The following is a 17,259-nucleotide window of genomic DNA, read 5'->3' on the forward strand; positions in this document are numbered from 1 at the left end:
GGCCTTTTGCATGTCCGATCCTCGTTATCAGGTCGACGTCAGCGTCGTCACCCGCTATCTGGCAGAACAATCGCAACCCGAGCACAATCGCTTTGCCTTCGCCTACACCATCACCGTGCACAACAATGGCGAGCTAGCGGCCAAGCTGTTGTCCCGGCACTGGGTGATTACCGATGGCGACGGGCACGTCGAGGAGGTTCGCGGTGCAGGCGTCGTCGGTCAGCAGCCGTTGATCGACGTGGGCCAGAGCCACACTTACAGCAGCGGCACAGTGATGATGTCCAAGGTCGGCACTATGCAGGGCACCTACCAGATGCTCGCCGATGACGGTAAACACTTCGATGCCATCATCGCACCGTTCCGTCTGGCGGTGCCCGGAGCCCTGCACTGATGGCGACGTATGCCGTCGGCGATTTGCAAGGTTGCCTTGAGCCACTGCAATGCCTGCTCAGGCAAGTTGCCTTCGACCCTGCGCGGGACCGTCTGTGGCTGGTGGGTGATCTCATCAACCGCGGCCCACAGTCGCTGGAAACCTTGCGCTTCCTCTATAGCATCCGCGAATCACTGGTGTGCGTACTCGGCAACCATGACCTGCACTTGCTGGCCGTCGGGCAAAACATCGAACGCCTGAAGAAGGCCGACACCCTGCGCGAGATTCTTGAAGCACCCGATTGCTCGGAGCTGCTGGAGTGGGTCCGACAGCAAAAGCTCATGCATTACGACGAACAGCGCGATATCGCCCTGGTCCATGCCGGCATCCCGCCGCAATGGTCGCTGCGCAAAGCCTTGAAGTGCGCCGCCGAAGTCGAAGAAGCCCTGCGCGACGACAACCGCTTCGCGCCTTACCTTGACGGTATGTACGGCAATGAACCGGTGAAATGGGACAACGACCTCAAAGGTGCGGCGCGCTTGCGAGTCATCACCAACTATTTCACCCGGATGCGTTTCTGCACCAGCGACGGCCAGCTTGATCTCAAGGGCAAGGAAGGCATCGACACCGCACCGCCGGGTTATGCGCCGTGGTTCACCCACAAGGAGCGCAAGACCAAAGGCCTGAAGATCATCTTCGGCCATTGGGCGGCGCTCGAAGGCCAGTGCAACGAGCCAGGTCTGTTTGCGCTCGACACCGGTTGCGTGTGGGGTGGCGCCATGACCCTGATGAACGTTGACACTGGCGAGCGCCTGCAATGTAAATGCGACGCCCATGGCCACACTCGGCCGGCTGTCGCCGCCTCTATTCCCGAACAAACGTCAGCCAGCGCCCCGCGCTAGACTGCGCTTTCAGCCGAGCCACAGGAGCCCGCCATGAGCGAATTCAAACGTATCCCCCCAGAACAGGCCCAGGCACTGCGCGAACAAGGCGCGGTGGTGGTCGATGTCCGCGACCCGGCAACGTTTGCCGCGCTGCACATCGCCGGTTCGAAGCATCTGGACAACCATTCTTTACACGCTTTCATTCAGGGCGCCGATCTGGATGCACCGACTGTCGTGGTCTGCTATCACGGCAATTCCAGCCAAGGCGCGGCTGCCTATTTGATCAGCCAGGGCTTCTCCGACGTCTACAGCATGGACGGCGGTTTTGAGCTGTGGCGTACGACCTATCCTTCGGAAACGGCGCAAGGCACTTCCGAATAATTTTTTTCAAGGCGCGTAAGCCCCGGCCCCCGTGGGTTCGGGCACTGGCAGACGAACGGTCTGCCACAACTAATTACTTATTGCGCCTTTACCTTCAAGATTCCGAACTATCCTTAAGCGCAGGCCATCCAATACAGGGGAGAGCCGGTACACCGGCGCGCGGGTCATCGGGAGTAGCTTTCGGGGTTGATACCCTGAAGGTGTTCTGGGGGGTAAACAGCAACTGCATATTCAGTTGCTTGCCAGCATCGACTGACTGATCCGGCGTCGGCTCCACGTATCGAGCGAGGTGACGTCATGAGTATCTTTAGCCACTTCCAACAACGCTTCGAGTCCACACGCCAGGAAGAACTCTCGCTGCAGGAGTACCTGGAGCTGTGCAAAAAGGACCGCAGCGCTTACGTTTCCGCAGCTGAGCGTCTTTTGCTGGCCATCGGCGAACCGGAGCTGCTCGACACCTCGACCAACTCGAGGCTGTCTCGAATCTTTTCCAACAAGGTGATCCGCCGCTATCCGGCCTTTGAAGACTTCCACGGGATGGAAGAATGCATCGATCAGATCGTGTCGTACTTCCGCCATGCCGCTCAGGGTCTGGAAGAAAAGAAACAGATCCTCTACCTGCTGGGCCCTGTCGGTGGCGGTAAATCGTCCCTGGCCGAAAAGCTCAAACAACTGATCGAGAAAGTGCCGTTCTATGCCATCAAGGGCTCGCCGGTTTTCGAGTCGCCTCTGGGTCTGTTCAACGCCACCGAAGATGGCGCGATCCTCGAAGAAGATTTCGGCATTCCCCGGCGCTATCTCAATACCATCATGTCGCCATGGGCCACCAAGCGCCTGGCCGAATTCGGCGGCGACATCAGCCAGTTCCGCGTGGTGAAACTCTATCCGTCGATCCTCAACCAGATCGCGGTCGCGAAAACCGAGCCGGGAGATGAGAACAACCAGGACATCTCGGCCCTGGTGGGCAAGGTCGATATTCGTAAACTGGAAGAGTTCCCGCAGAACGACGCCGATGCCTACAGCTATTCGGGGGCGCTGTGCCGGGCCAACCAGGGCCTGATGGAGTTCGTCGAAATGTTCAAGGCACCGATCAAGGTGCTGCACCCATTGCTGACGGCCACCCAGGAAGGCAACTACAACAGTACCGAAGGCTTGGGCGCGATTCCGTTTACCGGGATCCTGCTGGCCCACTCCAACGAATCGGAGTGGCACACCTTCCGTAACAACAAGAACAACGAAGCTTTCATCGACCGGATCTATATCGTCAAAGTGCCGTACTGCCTACGCGTCAGCGACGAGGTGAAGATCTACGACAAGCTCCTGTTCAACAGCTCGCTGGCCAAGGCCCATTGCGCGCCCGACACCCTGAAAATGCTCGCTCAGTTCACCGTGCTCTCGCGCCTCAAGGAGCCGGAAAACTCCAATATCTACTCCAAGATGCGCGTGTACGACGGTGAAAATCTCAAGGACACCGATCCGAAGGCCAAGTCGATCCAGGAATACCGCGACGCAGCGGGTGTCGATGAAGGCATGAACGGGCTGTCGACCCGCTTCGCCTTCAAGATTCTGTCGAAGGTCTTCAACTTCGATCCGCACGAAATCGCCGCCAACCCGGTGCACCTGCTCTACGTGCTGGAACAACAGATCGAACAGGAGCAGTTCCAGGCGGAGACCCGCGAACGCTATCTGCGCTTCCTGAAAGAATACCTGGCGCCGCGTTATATCGAATTCATCGGCAAGGAGATCCAGACTGCTTACCTTGAGTCTTACAGCGAGTACGGTCAGAACATCTTCGATCGCTACGTGCTGTACGCCGACTTCTGGATTCAGGATCAGGAATATCGCGATCCGGAAACCGGCGAGATCCTCAACCGTGTCGCCCTGAACGAGGAACTGGAGAAAATCGAAAAACCGGCCGGCATCAGCAATCCGAAAGATTTCCGCAATGAAATCGTCAACTTCGTACTGCGCGCCCGAGCCAACAATAACGGCAAGAACCCAACCTGGCTCAGCTACGAAAAACTGCGGGTGGTCATCGAGAAGAAGATGTTTTCCAACACCGAGGACTTGCTGCCGGTCATCAGCTTCAACGCCAAGGCCAGCAAAGAGGACCAGCAGAAGCACAACGACTTTGTCACACGGATGGTCGAGCGGGGCTATACCGACAAACAGGTACGACTGCTGTCCGAGTGGTACCTGCGGGTCAGAAAATCACAGTAACCCGCTGCCGGTCAGACCGGTTGTCGTTAGCCCGAGGCCTGTTTACGCTTTTTCTGTTACACAGGCCTCTGGAGGTGTCCGAAATGCGGTAGTGAGGTTCAGGCAGCATCAAAGCGCTTGGGGGCAGCGTGTACATCCTCCGGCACTGGTTTTATGCTGCGTTAACGCTCGCCCCTTTCAGGACAGCTTCTAAGGAGCAGTCATGAGCTATGTGATCGACCGACGTCTCAATGGCAAGAACAAGAGCACGGTAAACCGCCAGCGGTTTCTGCGGCGCTACCGTGATCACATCAAAAAAGCTGTCGAAGAAGCGGTCAGTCGGCGTTCCATTACCGATATGGAACACGGCGAGCAGATCAGTATTCCCGGCCGCGACATCGACGAGCCGGTGCTTCATCACGGTCGTGGCGGCAAGCAAACCATCGTGCACCCGGGCAACAAGGAGTTCACCAGCGGCGAGCACATTGCCCGTCCGCCCGGAGGTGGCGGCGGCAGAGGCCCCGGCAAGGCTGGTAATTCGGGTGAAGGGATGGACGAGTTCGTCTTTCAGATTACCCAGGAGGAATTCCTCGAATTCATGTTCGAGGACCTTGAGCTGCCAAATTTGGTCAAACGCCACCTGACCGGCACCGACACGTTCAAAACTGTACGCGCGGGCATCAGCAACGAGGGCAACCCATCGCGGATCAACATTATCCGCACGTTGCGTTCAGCCCATGCCCGGCGCATTGCTTTGTCTGGCAGCAGCCGGGCGAAATTGCGCGAAGTCAAAGAGGAACTGCTGCGACTTAAACGTGAGGAACCGGATAACTTCGGCGATATCCAGGACCTCGAAGCAGAAATCGAGAAGCTCAGCGCACGCATTCACCGCGTACCATTTCTCGACACCTTCGACCTCAAGTACAACCTGCTGATCAAACAGCCGAACCCCAGCTCCAAGGCGGTGATGTTCTGCCTGATGGATGTGTCCGGCTCCATGACCCAGGCGACCAAGGACATCGCCAAACGCTTCTTCATCCTGCTGTACCTGTTCCTCAAGCGGAACTACGACAAAATCGATGTCGTATTCATCCGTCACCACACCAGCGCCCGCGAAGTGGATGAGGAGGAGTTTTTCTACTCCCGGGAAACCGGCGGCACCATCGTCTCCAGCGCCCTGAAACTGATGCAGGAGATCATGGCCGAGCGTTATCCGAGCAACGAATGGAACATCTATGCCGCCCAGGCGTCCGACGGCGACAACTGGAACGACGATTCGCCGATCTGCCGCGACATCCTGATCAATCAGATCATGCCGTTCGTGCAGTACTACACTTATGTTGAGATTACCCCGCGCGAACACCAGGCCCTGTGGTTCGAGTACGAACGCATCGCCGAAGCCTACTCTGACACTTTTGCCCAGCAACAACTGGTCTCGGCCGGGGATATCTATCCGGTCTTCCGTGAACTCTTCCAGCGCAGGTTAGTGACATGACCGCCAAAGAGCAGAAGCGCCAACCCATTTCCACCGGCTCCGAATGGACATTCGAGCTGATCCAGGCCTACGACCGCGAAATCAGTCGTCTCGCGGCCCGCTACGCGCTGGATACGTACCCCAACCAGATCGAAGTGATCACCGCCGAGCAGATGATGGACGCCTACGCCTCTGTGGGTATGCCGTTGGGTTATCACCATTGGTCCTATGGTAAACACTTCCTCAGCACCGAAAAGTCCTACAGCCGTGGCCAGATGGGGCTGGCCTACGAGATTGTGATCAATTCGGACCCTTGCATTGCCTATCTGATGGAAGAAAACACTATCTGCATGCAGGCGCTGGTGGTGGCTCACGCCTGCTATGGCCATAACAGTTTCTTCAAAGGCAACTACTTGTTCCGCACCTGGACCGATGCCAGCTCGATCATCGATTACCTGGTGTTCGCCAAGCAGTACATCATGCAGTGCGAAGAACGCCATGGCATCGACGCGGTAGAGGACTTGCTCGATTCCTGCCATGCGCTGATGAATTACGGTGTCGACCGTTACAAACGCCCTTATCCGATTTCCGCCGAAGAAGAACGCCGTCGACAGAAGGATCGGGAAGAGCATCTGCAGAAGCAGATCAACGATTTGTGGCGGACCATTCCAAAAGGCGCGGACAAGTACAGCGACAAGGATAACGCACGCTTCCCCGCCGAACCTCAGGAAAATATCCTGTACTTCATCGAAAAACACGCCCCGCTGCTGGAGCCTTGGCAGCGCGAAATCGTGCGGATTGTGCGCAAGATCGCCCAGTATTTTTATCCACAGCGCCAGACCCAGGTGATGAACGAAGGCTGGGCCACGTTCTGGCACTACACCTTGATGAACGACTTGTATGACGAAGGCCTGGTCACCGAAGGCTTCATGATGGAATTCCTGACTTCCCATACCAGCGTGGTTTTTCAACCCGGTTTCGACAGCCCCTACTACAGCGGCATCAACCCCTACACCCTGGGTTTTGCCATGTATCGCGATATTCGCCGGATATGCGAACAGCCCACCGAAGAGGACTACCGCTGGTTCCCGGAAATCGCCGGTACCGACTGGCTGTCCAGCATCAAATTCGCCATGAGCAGCTTCAAGGATGAGAGTTTCATCCTGCAGTACCTGTCACCCAAGGTGATCCGCGACCTCAAGCTGTTCAGCATCCTCGATGACGACCAGAAAGACGATCTGCTGGTTCCGGCGATACACGACGAAGACGGCTATCGAACCATTCGTGAAACCCTGGCGGCGCAATACAACCTGGGCAATCGCGAACCCAACATACAGATTTACAGCATTGACCGGCGCGGCGACCGCTCCCTGACCTTGCGTCACCAGCAACACGACCGCAAGCCGCTGGGCGATTCCACCGACGAAGTGCTCAAGCACCTGCACCGCCTCTGGGGCTTCGACATTCACCTGGAAACCCTGCAAGGGGATCAGGTGATGAAAACCCACCATGTTCCGCCCAGAAGCGAACATGGCGAGGGGGATTACGGCCGGCTGGACTTGGCAGTCATTCATCTTTGATCCTGTTTTCTGCCTCCGGAAGTTCGACGCAAAGGTTATTCTGTCGGGCTAACGGAGGTTTTTATGCAGATTTATAAAGTCGGTGGAGCGGTCCGCGATCGCCTGCTGGGCAAACCTGTCACCGATATCGACTGGGTCGTTGTGGGCGCCACCACCGAAGAAATGCTCGCCAAGGGCTTTCGCCCAGTGGGCGCGGACTTCCCGGTGTTTCTTCACCCTAAAAGCGGTGAGGAATACGCCCTCGCCCGCACCGAACGCAAAAACGGACGCGGCTACGGCGGCTTCATCTTTCACGCCAGCCCCGACGTCACGCTTGAAGAAGATCTGATTCGTCGCGACCTGACAATCAACGCCATGGCCGAAGACGACCAGCAAAACCTGACCGACCCCTACCATGGCCAGCGGGATCTCGAGGCTCGCCTGCTTCGTCACGTTTCGCCCGCATTCGCCGAAGATCCACTCCGTGTTTTGCGCGTTGCCCGTTTTGCCGCGCGTTATGCGGAACTGGGTTTCACCGTCGCCCCCGAGACATTGGAGCTGATGCGTCAACTCAGCGAATCAGGTGAATTGGAGGCATTGACTCCCGAACGCAGCTGGAAAGAAATCGCCCGCGCGCTGATGGAAGACCAACCCCAGGTATTCATCGAGGTGCTGCGCGATTGCGGCGCGCTCAAGGCACTGATGCCGGAAGTCGACGCACTGTTCGGTGTACCGCAACCCGAAGCCCATCACCCGGAAATCGACACAGGCGTGCATACCCTGAGCGTGCTGGAGCAAGCGGCGCTGCACAAACAACCGCTGACCGTACGCTGGGCCTGCTTGCTGCATGACCTGGGCAAAGGATTGACACCCGAGGAAGAATGGCCCCGCCACATTGCCCACAAGCACAAAGGCCTGAAGCTGATCAATGCGGTCAACGAGCGCTTCAAGGCACCGAGAGACTGTCAGGAACTGGCGCTGCTGGTGGGCGAGTATCACACCCATGGCCATCGTGCTCTGGAGCTTAAGCCGTCGACCTTGCTGGAGTTGCTGCAGCGTTTCGACGTTTATCGTCGACCTCAGCGCTTTGAGGAATTTATCGCAGCGTGCGAGATGGACGCTCGGGGGCGCAAAGGCCTGGAGCAGAGAAGTTATCCACAGGCGGATTATTTACGTGGCGCGGCAACGGCGGCGCGAAGCGTTGCCGTTCAGCCGTTGCTGGAGAAGGGATTCAAGGGACCGGAGTTGGGCGAGGCGATCAAGGGCGAGCGGCTCAAAGCCTTGAAGGCTTACAAAGATCAAGCATAAGCCAGATCAAAAGATCGCAGCCTTCGGCAGCTCCTAATGGTGAACCCTGCAGGAGCTGCCGAAGCAGACTGTGTGAAAACCTAGCCATTTGCGCAGCGATTCAAGAAAATGCCCCATCATTGAAAGATACGGGGCATTTTTGCTGTGGCGTATATCCAAGGTGAACCACGAAACCAGACCAGTCTATTCCCGGTTTCTCTGGAAGATTTAATACCTGAAGATCATCTCGTTCGCGTGATTGACGCCTATGTCGCAGGACTGGATCTTGTTCAATTGGGCTTCGGCAGGGCAACTCCCAAAGGCACAGGACGTCCCTCTTACGATCCTGCCGACCAGCTCAAACTGTATCTCTACGGCTATTTCCAGCGGATTCGCTCCTCGCGCCGACTTGAAGCCGAGTGCCAACGCAACGTCGAAGTCATGTGGCTGATCAATCGACTCAAGCCCGACTTTAAAACCATTGCCGACTTTCGTCGGGACAACAAAACCGCGTTCATTGCCACGTGCCGGGCCTTTGTCCAATTCTGCCGCGCGGTCGGTTTGATTGCGGGCGACCTGGTTGCCATCGATGGCAGTAAATTTCGGACGGTGGCGTCTGCACGACGGCATCTGAATCTCAAACAGCTCAAGCTCCAGGAGGAAAAGCTGGACAAGCGCATTGCCCAGTATCTGGTGCAGCTGGATGAGGCCGACAAGGACGAGGCGGGTGAAACGGTTGATCGCAGCGCGATCAAAACCGCGCTGGCGCGACTTGAAGACAAGCAGTCGAATAACCGGACTTGCCAGGCTTTGATGAAGTCTATGGATCTGGAGCAGTTCAACGCTCACGAAAGCGATGCTCGAATGATGCGCACCGCCAAAGGTCCGCGAGTTGCTTACAACGTGCAAACGGCGGTGGACGCTGAACACTGCCTGATCCTGCACCATGCAGTGACTCAGGATGGCGACGATCGGCGTCAGTTGGAGCCGATGGCCAAGGAGGCCAAAGAACAGTTGCAGCAGCCAGAGCTGACCGTGACGGCTGACGCCGGCTACTCCAATGGCCAGCAATTCCAGGCATGTGAAGACGCCAACATCACGGCTTATGTGCCGCCCAGCCGATCAAAGAACTCCAGCCGCAAAGGTAAGGATTTTTTCGACCGAAAAGACTTTGTTTACGACGTAGAGCACGACCATTACCAATGCCCTGCCGGCCAATTACTGACACTCAAGCAATTGCACAACGGCAATCGTGAGTACCAGGCCATCAAGGATTGCACCTCCTGTGCATTAAAAGCACAGTGCACCGATGCGCCTCGTCGGTATGTCTCGCGGCATGCAAACGAAGATGCCTTTGAGCGCATGGGGCAACGGATGCGGGCACATCCAGAGATGATGGTCAGCCGAAGATCCATCGTTGAACACCCTTTCGGCAACCTCAAACAATGGCTGTTCGGCAACGGCCGCTTCCTGCTGCGTCAATTGGAAGGCGCGAGAGCGGAAATGGCGCTGGCGATAAACGCCTACAACCTCAAAAGAGTGATTAATGTGCTGGGAGCACGTCAACTGATGGCGTTAATGGGCTGAATAGCCTTTTTTCGTCTGCTTCCCGCAAAGAGCAAACGCCCCGAACAAGCCGTGGCGTTTGCTTGGGCCGCGATTACTGCGTTTTCACACAGTCTGGCAGGCTGCGATCTTTTGCTTTACAGCATCTCGGAAGGAGTCAACTGCTCACCGCGCCACTCAAAAGCTACCGGCGCCAACACCTGATCGATCTGCGCCTCCCCCCACAGAACCGCAAAGCTTTTGCCTACGTCCGGATGCACACGATCCGGCGCAATCAGCGACAATGGCCACAGCACGAAGGCATTTTTCAGAATCTCTGTCCGCGGCAAGATCAAGCCATCAAAATTACCCACTAGGTCGCCGAACAGAAGCACGTCGATATCCAGCGGCAAGCCCTTGCGGTCCGGCGCGTAACGGCCGTTATCCGCCTCGATGAATTTCAACCGTCGATCCAGCTCCATCAGCGGCAGATCGGTGAAGGCCGAGACCACAAAGTTGAAAAACGGCCCGCTCTTGATCCCCACCGGCTGGCTTTCGAATACCGCCGAGCAGCGCATATCCACCAGGAAACCCGCCAGGGCGTCCAGGCCAGCCTGCAAATGGGATTCGCGCTCGATATTGCTACCGAGCCCGAGGTACACCTGAGTCAGCGACATCCGCGCTCGATCTCCACGCCCACACCCGTGGCCGCCGGGACGGCACCTGGCTTGGTCAGCTTGAGGTGCATCCAGGTGATCTTGAATTCGCTCATCAGCACTTCAACCAGACGCTCGGCAAAAGTCTCGACCAGCTGGAACTGCGCCTGCTCGGCGAACGCCTGGATGCGCGACGAAACGCTCGCGTAGTCGAGCGCCAACGTCAGGTCATCACCGGCGGCGGCCGGACGATTGTCCCAGGCGAAGCTCAGATCAAGTCGAAGACACTGTCGGATGCCTCGTTCCCAGTCGTAGGCACCGATCACGGTGTCGACTTCCAGGCCCTCGATAAACACTCTGTCCAAGCACTTCTCTCCACTGCACGACAAGGGCGCAATGCGCCGTTAGAATCAGGGCGTCCTCGCCCGGAATAGTTAGCATGTTTTGGTTACTGGCGATCCTCGCCTACCTGCTCGGCTCTCTGTCCTTCGCCATTTTGCTCAGCCGCCTGACCGGTAACCCCGATCCGCGAATGAGTGGCTCGGGCAATGCCGGTGCCACCAACATGCTGCGCCTGGCCGGCAAAAAACTCGCCATCCTGACCTTGCTCGGCGACCTGAACAAAGGCCTGCTGCCCGTGTTGATCGCGAGTGCAGCAGGTTTTTCGCTACAGGACCAGGCCTGGATCGGCATCTGTGCCGTTATCGGCCACCTGTTTCCGTTGTACTTCCGCTTTCGCGGTGGCAAGGGTGTCGCCACTGCGGCCGGCATGCTGCTGGGACTCTACCCGCCCGCCGCGCTGCTGGCGGTCTGCGCCTGGTCGCTGACGTTCTACCTGACCCGCACCAGCTCGCTCGCCGCCCTGATTGCCACACCACTGACCCTGCCGCTGCTTGCCTGGCAAGAACCGGCGGCCTTACTGCCCATGAGCGCGCTCACGGGCCTGATCGTCTGGCGTCATCGCGGCAATCTACGCGACCTGTTTGCCGGGCGCGAACGGCATTTTTAAATACCGCACATGAGTGTCGCTCATCACAGCGCCGACAACTGCTCCATCGGCCAGCGCGCCTGCACGCTGATCGCCAGGCTTTCATGCTGGCCGGCCTGCAAGCGCTGACAGCCGGCAAACGCAATCATCGCGCCATTGTCGGTGCAGAACTCGGGACGGGCGTAAAACACGTCGCCCTTCATGTCGCCGAGCATCTTCTCCAAAGAAGTACGCAACGCCTTGTTGGCGCTGACGCCCCCTGCGATCACTAGACGCTTCATGCCCGCCTGCTTCAGGGCACGCTTGCACTTGATGGTCAAAGTCTCCACCACGGCCTGCTGGAACGCCAGCGAGATGTCGCAACGGGCTTGCTCGCTGTCGTCCCCGGCGCTGACGCTCTGCTGCCAGGTGTTCAACGCGAAGGTTTTCAAGCCACTGAAGCTGAACGCCAGGCCTGGACGGTCGCACATCGGACGCGGAAAAATGAATCGTCCTGCAACGCCCTGCTCCGCCAGACGCGCGATTTCCGGGCCGCCCGGATAATTCAGGCCCATCATCTTCGCGGTCTTGTCGAACGCTTCGCCGGCAGCGTCGTCGAGGGTCTCGCCCAAGAGTGTGTATTGGCCGATCCCGTCGACCTGAACCAACTGCGTATGACCACCCGACACCAACAAAGCGACGAACGGAAACTCCGGAGGTTGCGACTCCAGCATCGGCGCCAGCAAGTGACCTTCCATGTGGTGCACGCCCAAGGCCGGAATACCCCAGGCAAAGGCCAGCGCCTGGGCGCACGAAGCCCCCACCAGCAAGGCTCCGACCAGGCCAGGACCCGCGGTATAAGCGATGGCGTCGATCTCGGTCGGCACACAATCGGCCTCGGCCAGGACCTGACGAATCAAGGGCAGCATGCGCTTGACGTGATCGCGCGAAGCCAGCTCCGGCACCACGCCGCCATAGGCACGATGCAGATCGATCTGACTGAATAGCGCGTCGGCCAACAACCCGCGCTCACTGTCGTAAAGTGCGACACCGGTTTCGTCGCAAGAGGTTTCTAATCCCAGTACTAGCATGGGTTTGCGCCTTGTAGAGGCTGAATTCGAAGGCGCGCATAATAGTCGTCGCGTGATGCCCCGACCAGCGGTTTTCGATCAGAGGCTTTGCATTCCGAGCGATGAGGGGTTAACATCCGCAACCCTTAAAAACCGACGTCTTCAAGTGCTCTTTTGCCGCGAGGATGTTGACCCCGGTAATGAATGAAGGTAGCTCTGGATGCCAGCCGTCAAAGTAAAAGAGAACGAACCCTTCGACGTAGCTCTGCGTCGTTTCAAGCGCTCCTGCGAAAAAGCCGGTGTACTGGCTGAAGTTCGTAGCCGCGAATTTTACGAGAAGCCAACTTCTGAGCGTAAGCGTAAAGCAGCAGCCGCTGTTAAGCGCCACGCCAAGAAAGTTCAGCGCGAACAGCGCCGCGCCGTTCGTCTGTACTAATACACAGACGATCGTAGCAAGCTTCTGCCAAGCCCGGCCCTCAGCCGGGCTAATGGCATTTGCGGACAACGCTTGATGCTTCACCGTCAAAGCCGCAGACGCGACCGAGACAAATCTGCTTCACAACGTCAGACCTGGCTCTTTTGCCAGCGGTGCACGTCTTTTCTGACGAGCCTTCCAAGGCTACTGACGAGCACACCCACTGATTCCTCTCACGACGATCAGCCCAAGGCACCTTCTTGCGTGCCCGCTTATGAGCTATCCGAGGCCAATGACTGGCCGTCGCCGGATTCAGCGAAACACTTTCAAATAGTCGAATGCTGATTGTACTAACGTCAGTGGATTTTCGGCAGATACACTTCCCGACAGCGATACGCAGACGACACCGGTCGAGCCGCACACCCTGCGCGCCTCAAACAACGACCCGCGTTCGGCCGCCCTTCGTTTTGGGTCCATTTCAGCGCAGATGACGAGAACGCCATGGCCGGGCTAATTCCCCAGAGCTTCATTGACGACCTTCTGAACCGCACCGACATCGTCGACGTGGTCAGCTCGCGCCTGCAAATGAAAAAAGCCGGCAAGAACTACACTGCCTGCTGCCCGTTTCACAAAGAGAAAACCCCGTCCTTCAGCGTCAGCCCCGACAAACAGTTCTATTACTGCTTCGGCTGCGGCGCTGGCGGTAACGCCCTCGGCTTCATGATGGACCATGACAATCTGGATTTCGTCCAGGCTGTCGAAGAACTGGCCAAAGCCGCCGGCATGGAAATTCCCCGCGAAGAAAGTGGCCGACCGCACAAACCGCGGCAACCCACCGATTCGCCGCTGTATCCGTTGCTCACCGCCGCCGCCGATTTTTATCGTCAAGCCCTGAAAAGCCATCCGTCGCGCAAAGCCGCCGTGGATTACTTGAAGGGTCGCGGACTAACGGGAGAAATCGCCCGGGACTTCGGGCTCGGTTTTGCCCCGCCCGGCTGGGACAATCTGTTCAAGCACTTGAGCAGCGACACCCTGCAGCAAAAGGCCATGATCGATGCCGGCCTGCTGATCGAGAACGCCGAAACCGGCAAGCGCTATGACCGCTTCCGCGATCGCGTGATGTTCCCGATCCGCGACAGTCGCGGGCGCATCATCGCCTTTGGCGGCCGGGTGCTGGGCGATGACAAGCCGAAATACCTGAACTCACCGGAAACCCCGGTTTTCCATAAGGGCCAGGAACTCTACGGCCTTTATGAAGCACGCAAGAACAATCGCAATCTCGACGAAATCATCGTCGTCGAAGGCTATATGGACGTCATCGCCCTCGCCCAGCAAGGCCTGCGCAATGCCGTCGCAACCCTGGGCACCGCCACCAGCGAAGAGCACTTGAAGCGGCTGTTTCGCGTCGTGCCCAATGTGCTGTTCTGCTTCGACGGCGACCAGGCGGGCCGAAATGCCGCCTGGCGGGCTCTGGAGGCAACCCTGCCATGTTTGCAGGATGGGCGCCGGGCACGCTTTCTGTTCCTGCCCGAGGGCGAGGACCCGGATACTCTGGTCCGCTCCGAGGGCACCGACGCGTTCCGCGCGCGAATCAATCAGCATGCCCAGCCATTGGCCGATTACTTTTTCCAACAGCTGACCGAGGAATCGGATCCGCGCTCCCTCGAAGGCAAGGCCCACATGGCCACCCTCGCCGCGCCGCTGATCGACAAAGTCCCGGGCGCCAACCTGCGCATCCTGATGCGCCAGCGCCTGAGCGAAATTACCGGACTTAGCGGTGAAGCCATGAGCCAACTGGTGCAAAGCACGCCACAGCCTCAGGAAGCGCCACCCGCTTACGATCCGGGCATCGATTACGATGCTATGCCGGATTACAGCGACTACCATCAGCCGCAGGCGCAAGAGATGTACGTGCCGCAGCAAGAATGGACGCCGAAAAAACCTGGCGCCGGCGGCAAGAAATGGGACAAAAAACCGTGGGACAAGAACGGCAAACGCGGCGGCGATCGCGATCAGCCGCGCGCGCCACGGGTACCAGCCGCCGTGGAACCGCCCACCCTGGCAGCCTTGCGCACGCTGCTGCATCACCCGCAACTGGCCGAAAAAGTCGAGGATGCCGGGCACTTTGCCGCCGAAGACCACACCAACACACAACTGTTGGTCGCCCTGCTCGAAGCCGTACAGAAGAATCCCAAGCTAAACTCATTTCAACTGATTGCGCGTTGGCACGGCACCGAACAAGGCCGACTGCTCAAAGCGCTGGCAGAAAAGGAATGGCTGATTGATGGAGATAACCTTGAACAACAGTTTTTCGACACCATTACTAGCTTGTCAGCCCGCCAACGCGAGCGAAACCTGGAACAACTTCTTCGAAAAGCACGTCAAAGTGAATTGAGCACCGAAGAGAAAAATCAACTGCGCGACCTTTTAAGTCGCAATGTTTCCGCATCAAGCCCGACCTCAACTGGCGCGTGAGGTCATAGCTCAGGTATAATCCTCGGCTTGTTTTTTGCCCGCCAAGACCTTCAGTGGATAGGGTGTTATGTCCGGAAAAGCGCAACAGCAGTCTCGTATCAAAGAGTTGATCACACTGGGTCGTGAGCAGGGCTACCTGACTTACGCGGAGGTCAACGACCACCTGCCGGAGGATATTTCAGATCCGGAACAGGTGGAAGACATCATCCGCATGATTAATGACATGGGGATCAACGTATTCGAGGTTGCGCCAGATAAGGATTCCCTTATGCTGGCCGACGCCGATACCGACGAAGCCGCGGCCGAAGAGGCAGCAGCAGCGTTGGCAGCGGTCGAGACCGACATTGGTCGCACCACCGACCCAGTGCGCATGTACATGCGTGAAATGGGTACGGTAGAGCTCCTCACACGTGAAGGCGAAATCGAAATCGCCAAACGTATTGAGGAGGGCATCCGCGAAGTGATGGGCGCAATCGCGCACTTCCCTGGCACGGTTGACCATATTCTCTCCGAGTACACTCGCGTCACCACCGAAGGTGGCCGCCTGTCCGACGTCCTGAGCGGTTATATCGACCCGGACGACGGCATTGCGCCGCCTGCAGCCGAAGTGCCACCGCCAGTCGACCCGAAAGCCGCTCCAGCGGCCGACGACACCGACGACGATGACGCCGATGCGAGCGATGACGAAGAAGAAGCCGAAAGCGGTCCGGATCCGGTCATCGCCGCACAGCGCTTTGGTGCTGTCGCCGATCAGATGGAAATCACCCGCAAGGCCCTGAAAAAGCACGGTCGTGGCAACAAGCTGGCAATCGCCGAGCTGATCGCCCTGGCTGAGCTGTTCATGCCGATCAAACTGGTGCCGAAGCAATTCGAAGGCCTGGTCGAGCGTGTTCGTAGCGCCCTGGATCGTCTGCGTCAGCAAGAGCGCGCGATCATGCAATTGTGCGTTCGTGATGCCCGTATGCCGCGTGCCGACTTCCTGCGCCAGTTCCCGGGCAATGAAGTCGACGAAAGCTGGACCGACGCACTGGCCAAAGGCAAAAGCAAATACGCTGAAGCCATTGGTCGCCTGCAACCGGACATCATTCGTTGCCAGCAGAAGCTGACCGCACTGGAAACCGAAACCGGTTTGACGATCGCTGAGATCAAGGACATCAACCGTCGCATGTCGATCGGTGAGGCCAAGGCCCGCCGCGCGAAGAAAGAGATGGTTGAAGCGAACTTGCGTCTGGTGATCTCCATCGCCAAGAAGTACACCAACCGTGGTCTGCAGTTCCTCGATCTGATCCAGGAAGGCAACATCGGTCTGATGAAAGCGGTAGACAAGTTCGAATACCGCCGCGGCTACAAATTCTCGACTTATGCCACCTGGTGGATCCGTCAAGCGATCACTCGCTCGATCGCCGACCAGGCCCGCACCATCCGTATTCCGGTGCACATGATCGAGACGATCAACAAGCTCAACCGTATTTCCCGGCAGATGTTGCAGGAAATGGGTCGCGAACCGACCCCGGAAGAGCTGGGCGAACGCATGGAAATGCCTGAGGACAAGATCCGCAAGGTATTGAAGATCGCTAAAGAGCCGATCTCCATGGAAACCCCGATCGGTGATGACGAAGATTCTCATCTGGGTGACTTCATCGAAGACTCGACCATGCAGTCGCCAATCGATGTCGCCACCGTTGAGAGCCTTAAAGAAGCGACTCGCGAAGTCCTGTCCGGCCTCACTGCCCGTGAAGCCAAGGTTCTGCGCATGCGCTTCGGTATCGACATGAATACCGACCACACCCTCGAGGAGGTTGGTAAGCAGTTCGACGTGACCCGTGAACGGATTCGCCAAATCGAAGCCAAGGCGCTGCGCAAGCTGCGCCACCCGACGAGAAGCGAGCATTTGCGCTCCTTCCTCGACGAGTGATCCACAGAACCCCCGGCCCAGGCCGGGGGTTTTGCTTTATTCAGATTTAATGCCCCGTACAT

At 57.9% G+C, this 17,259-nt stretch carries 15 protein-coding genes; 12 read left to right on the forward strand and 3 right to left on the reverse strand.

All coding sequences use genetic code 11. The annotated features are described in order from the left end of the window. The first annotated feature begins 10 nt into the window (after positions 1-10). From apaG to LOY56_RS24060, 8 genes are all read left to right on the forward strand, one after another. A complete protein-coding gene (gene apaG, locus LOY56_RS24025; RefSeq protein ID WP_258617571.1) occupies positions 11-391 on the forward strand; it encodes a Co2+/Mg2+ efflux protein ApaG in 381 nt (126 codons plus the stop codon). Then, the gene (locus tag LOY56_RS24030) at positions 391-1,272 is read left to right on the forward strand and encodes a symmetrical bis(5'-nucleosyl)-tetraphosphatase (RefSeq protein ID WP_258617572.1); all 882 of its coding nucleotides are present in this window, start codon (positions 391-393) and stop codon (positions 1,270-1,272) included. The genes apaG and LOY56_RS24030 overlap by 1 nt, the downstream gene beginning before the upstream one ends. A gap of 33 nt (positions 1,273-1,305) precedes the next feature. Then, positions 1,306-1,635: a thiosulfate sulfurtransferase GlpE gene (gene glpE / locus LOY56_RS24035; protein WP_030130002.1), complete on the forward strand. Its 330-nt coding sequence runs from the start codon at positions 1,306-1,308 to the stop codon at positions 1,633-1,635. A gap of 297 nt (positions 1,636-1,932) precedes the next feature. Then, a complete protein-coding gene (locus tag LOY56_RS24040) occupies positions 1,933-3,855 on the forward strand; it encodes a PrkA family serine protein kinase (RefSeq protein WP_007904259.1) in 1,923 nt (640 codons plus the stop codon). A gap of 202 nt (positions 3,856-4,057) precedes the next feature. Next, complete coding sequence (locus LOY56_RS24045; protein ID WP_258617578.1) at positions 4,058-5,329, forward strand: YeaH/YhbH family protein; 1,272 nt, start codon at positions 4,058-4,060, stop codon at positions 5,327-5,329. Then, positions 5,326-6,888, forward strand: a complete 1,563-nt coding sequence (locus LOY56_RS24050) for a SpoVR family protein (protein WP_258617584.1) — start codon at positions 5,326-5,328, stop codon at positions 6,886-6,888. Before LOY56_RS24045 ends, LOY56_RS24050 begins: the two co-directional genes overlap by 4 nt. Positions 6,889-6,951: 63 nt before the next feature. After that, a complete protein-coding gene (locus LOY56_RS24055; RefSeq protein ID WP_258617587.1) occupies positions 6,952-8,175 on the forward strand; it encodes a multifunctional CCA addition/repair protein in 1,224 nt (407 codons plus the stop codon). Between the two features lie 144 nt (positions 8,176-8,319). Next, complete coding sequence (locus LOY56_RS24060; RefSeq protein ID WP_258615292.1) at positions 8,320-9,741, forward strand: IS1182 family transposase; 1,422 nt, start codon at positions 8,320-8,322, stop codon at positions 9,739-9,741. Positions 9,742-9,857: 116 nt separating this feature from the next. Here LOY56_RS24060 and folK read toward each other — a convergent pair whose 3' ends face one another. Both folK and folB read right to left on the reverse strand, forming a co-directional pair. Continuing rightward, positions 9,858-10,376 carry a 2-amino-4-hydroxy-6-hydroxymethyldihydropteridine diphosphokinase gene (gene folK / locus LOY56_RS24065; RefSeq protein WP_258617589.1) on the reverse strand — a complete coding sequence of 173 codons (519 nt, stop codon included), beginning with the start codon at positions 10,374-10,376 and terminating at the stop codon, positions 9,858-9,860. Continuing rightward, on the reverse strand, positions 10,367-10,720 hold the full coding sequence (gene folB, locus LOY56_RS24070; RefSeq protein ID WP_258617594.1) for a dihydroneopterin aldolase: 354 nt from the start codon (positions 10,718-10,720) through the stop codon (positions 10,367-10,369). The genes folK and folB overlap by 10 nt, the downstream gene beginning before the upstream one ends. A 74-nt stretch (positions 10,721-10,794) precedes the next feature. Here folB and plsY point away from each other — a divergent pair, with 74 nt between their 5' ends. Then, positions 10,795-11,364, forward strand: coding sequence for a glycerol-3-phosphate 1-O-acyltransferase PlsY (gene plsY / locus LOY56_RS24075; RefSeq protein WP_258617601.1), 570 nt, complete (start codon positions 10,795-10,797; stop codon positions 11,362-11,364). 23 nt (positions 11,365-11,387) lie between these two features. On the opposite strand, the gene tsaD is transcribed toward plsY, so the two are convergent. Next, positions 11,388-12,413 carry a tRNA (adenosine(37)-N6)-threonylcarbamoyltransferase complex transferase subunit TsaD gene (gene tsaD / locus LOY56_RS24080; protein WP_258617605.1) on the reverse strand — a complete coding sequence of 342 codons (1,026 nt, stop codon included), beginning with the start codon at positions 12,411-12,413 and terminating at the stop codon, positions 11,388-11,390. Positions 12,414-12,612: 199 nt separating this feature from the next. Between tsaD and rpsU the strand changes: the two genes are divergently transcribed. The 3 genes from rpsU (at position 12,613) to rpoD (ending at position 17,197) form a co-directional block, all read left to right on the forward strand. Next, positions 12,613-12,828, forward strand: coding sequence for a 30S ribosomal protein S21 (gene rpsU / locus LOY56_RS24085; RefSeq protein WP_002551877.1), 216 nt, complete (start codon positions 12,613-12,615; stop codon positions 12,826-12,828). A gap of 480 nt (positions 12,829-13,308) precedes the next feature. Further along, a complete protein-coding gene (gene dnaG / locus LOY56_RS24090) occupies positions 13,309-15,282 on the forward strand; it encodes a DNA primase (protein ID WP_258617606.1) in 1,974 nt (657 codons plus the stop codon). Between the two features lie 67 nt (positions 15,283-15,349). Continuing rightward, entirely contained in the window at positions 15,350-17,197 is a 1,848-nt protein-coding gene (rpoD, locus tag LOY56_RS24095; protein WP_258617607.1) for an RNA polymerase sigma factor RpoD, read from the forward strand. Positions 17,198-17,259 lie beyond the last annotated feature (62 nt).

This window comes from Pseudomonas sp. B21-048 (genome assembly GCF_024748615.1).
Lineage (GTDB): Bacteria > Pseudomonadota > Gammaproteobacteria > Pseudomonadales > Pseudomonadaceae > Aquipseudomonas.